This window comes from Nocardioides sp., assembly GCF_031397825.1.
Taxonomy (GTDB): Bacteria; Actinomycetota; Actinomycetes; order Propionibacteriales; family Nocardioidaceae; genus Nocardioides.
On the sequence record NZ_JANNML010000168.1, the window covers coordinates 1 to 3,184 of the forward strand.

3 protein-coding genes are annotated in these 3,184 nt (G+C 73.1%); all 3 read left to right on the top strand.

Annotated elements, in window-relative coordinates; genetic code table 11:
* A partial coding sequence (locus tag RMN98_RS14715; protein ID WP_309649570.1) for a glycosyltransferase family 2 protein occupies positions 1-1,493 on the top strand: 1,493 nt, incomplete at its 5' end.
* A gap of 6 nt (positions 1,494-1,499) precedes the next feature.
* Positions 1,500-1,964 (top strand): hypothetical protein, encoded by a 465-nt coding sequence (locus tag RMN98_RS14720; protein ID WP_309649571.1) that lies wholly within the window; start codon positions 1,500-1,502, stop codon positions 1,962-1,964.
* On the top strand, positions 1,961-3,184 hold a 1,224-nt coding region (locus tag RMN98_RS14725; RefSeq protein ID WP_309649572.1), incomplete at its 3' end, for an acyltransferase. The genes RMN98_RS14720 and RMN98_RS14725, both read left to right, overlap by 4 nt.

Consider the following 3,184-nt stretch of genomic DNA (forward strand, 5'->3'; position numbering starts at 1 on the left):
CCCTCTCTCCTCGTGCCCACCTTCGCGGCATCACCCTGCCGATCCCGAAAGGCCTCCTCGCCATGTCCTTGTCCTTCCGCGCACCACTCTCCAGCGCCCCGCCCGGGCGCCAGGTGGTCTCGCCCGCCGAGCTCACCTCCCGCGCCAGGCGCCGCACGATCATCGCGGTGCTCGACCCGGTGTGGGCCGCGCCCGGTGCCGCCACGTCGACCGTGCGACCCACCCCCGAGGCCGTCGCCGCGACGGTCGAGCGCCTCACGCCGCGCCTCCAGCCCGGCGAGCTCGTCGCGCCCACGCCCGACGGCCGCCTGCGCTTCCTCCTGCGTCGCGAGGACCGGGCCGCGCGCCCGGTCCGCCTGCAGGAGATGGCCTACCACGCGGTCGAGGCCTTCCAGGCGCTCGATCAGCGCCCCGAGCTCGAGGGCAGCGTCATCGACCTCGGCGTCGGCTGGGCGCCCATCACCCGCAAGCAGGACGCCGAGGCCGCCGAGCACCACGCCGCTCGTGCCGCGTCGGAGTCGCTGCGCCAGCGCGACCTCCAGCCCCGCCAGCTCGGCGCGCACCAGCGCACCCGCCAGCCGCGGATCAACCGCTGGTCCGCGAGCCACCAGGTCCTGCTCGCGACCGTGGGCACCGTCGTCCTGCCGTTCCTCGCCCTCGTCGGCCTGTACGCCGTCGGGCTGGACGTCTCCGACGTCCTCTACTGGGCGCTCGTGGGGGCCTTCACGGTCACCGCCCTGACGATCTGGGCCGAGTGCTCCAAGGCGGTCGACCCGCCGGCCCTGCCGCCGGCCCCCGACGAGCCCGCACCCGGCGCGACCGCGGTGATCGCGGCGTACCTCCCCAACGAGGCCGACACCGTCGTCGAGACGCTGCACTCCTTCCTCGCCCAGGACTACGAGGGCGACCTCCAGGTGGTCCTCGCCTACAACTCCCCGCACCGGCTGCCGGTGCAGGACGAGCTCGACGCTCTCGCGGCCGCCCACCCGCAGCTGACCGTGCTCGAGGTGCCCGACAGCACCTCCAAGGCGCAGAACGTCAACGCCGCGCTGCACGTCGCGACCGGCGAGCTGATCGGCATCTTCGACGCCGACCACCACCCGATGCAGGGTGCCTTCGACCGCGCCTGGCGCTGGATCGCCGACGGGGCCGACGTCGTGCAGGGCCACTGCGTCATCCGCAACGGCGACGACTCCGCACTGGCCAAGCTGGTCGCGGTCGAGTTCGAGCAGATCTACGCCGTGTCCCATCCTGGCCGCGCCGCGCTGCACGGCTTCGGGATCTTCGGTGGCTCCAACGGCTACTGGCGCGCCTCCGCGCTGGAGCGCATCCGGCTGCGCGGCTCGTTCCTCACCGAGGACATCGAGGCCTCCATGCGGGTCCTCGCCGCAGGCGGCCGGATCGTCAACGACCCGGGCCTGATCAGCCGCGAGCTGGCGCCCGAGACCGCCCGCGCGCTGTGGAAGCAGCGCATGCGCTGGGCCCAGGGCTGATTCCAGGTGTCGATCCGTCACCTTGGCCCCATCCTGCGCTCCCCCGAGCTCAGCCGCCGCCAGAAGACCGGCGCGGCCTACCTCCTGGGCTGGCGCGAGGTCTACCCGTGGCTCTCGGTCCTCGCCTGGCCGCTGCTGTGGTTCCTCGCGTGGCGCGACGGCGGCCTCGACATGGCCTCCCCGCTCTTCGTGCTGGTCACCTTGTTCGTCACGGTCTCAGGACCGTTGCAGACCCTCACCGCCTGGCGCCTCGCGACGCCCGAGATCCGCGCGCACCCGCGCTGGTTCGTCGGAGCCGCGCTCGCCAACCTCGTCTTCTACACCGAGTGGAAGAACCTGGTGAACCGCATCGCGCACATCAAGCAGCTGCGCGGCGAGCACCAGTGGGTCGTCACGCCCCGCACCGCCTCGACGACGTCCAGCTCGGACCACGTCTCCCCGACCGACCGCGCCCTCCAGGAGGCCGCATGACCACGACCACCGCACCCGACCTCACTCCGGACACCTCACCCACCACCACGGAGGCGTCGGTCACGCGGGCCAACCCCCGCTTCCCGATCGACTGGCTGCGCGGGCTCGCCGCGCTGGCGGTGGTGTTCTTCCACGCCTACCAGCGCAACCGCAGCGGTGCCGACTCCGCCTGGCCCTGGTCCGGCACGGCGCACCAGCTGATGACGGGCACGGACCTCTTCGTCGACCTGTTCTTCGTGCTCTCCGGCCTCGTCCTGTGGGCCCCGCTCGCCCGATCGGCCGCGACCGGCCGGCCGAGCCGACCGGGCCGCGTGCTGCTCTACCGCAGGATGGCGCGGCTGCTGCCGCTCTACCTCACCGTGGTGCTGATCGTCTGGGCGCTCACCAACCCCTCCCTGCCGGGTCACTGGCAGGACCTGGTGCTGCACCTGACCTTCACCCACGTCTACAGCGACACCTACATCTTCTGGACCAACGGCCCCGCCTGGTCGCTGGCCGTGGAGTTCCACTTCTACGTCCTCATGGCGCTCGCCGCCCCCCTCGTCGCCGCCGGCGTACGACGGGTGCGCACCCCCGGCGCCCGGCTCGCGGTCGCCGCGGTGCTGCCGGCCCTGCTCGTCGTGACCACGGCGGCGTACCTCTCGTGGGCCACGATCACCGACGTCCCGCAGGAGAACTGGTCGGTGTGGTTCAGCCCGCTCTCACGCGCCGCCGACTTCGGCATCGGCATGGGGCTCGCCCTGCTCATCGCGGCCGGGGTGCGCCTGGGACGCGCCGCGCGCGGCACGCTCGCGGTCGTCGGCACCGCCGCCACGGTCGCCCTCGTCCTGACCCGTCCGCTCACCACAGCAGGCGAGTGGTGGCACCCGGCCTATGCCCTCACCATCGCGGTCGCCCTGGCCTCGATCGTGCTCCACGACGGGCCGTGGCCCGCCGCGCTGTCGTGGCGTCCGCTGGCCTGGATCGGTGGCCTGGGCTACGGGGTCTACCTGATCCACGAGCCGGTGATGCGGCTGCTCGGCCACCTCGGCGCGCTGCCCGACCCGCGACCGGGTGCCTTCTTCATGATCACCGCGGCCCTGGTCGTCGTGCCCACCATCGCCCTGGCCTGGGTGAGCTCGCGCACCGTCGAGGCGGCGGGGCTGCGACTGCTCAAGACCCAGGAGCGCGACGGCTCACCGCGCGACTACTACGCGCACCTGCAGGCGGACGACCCCGCC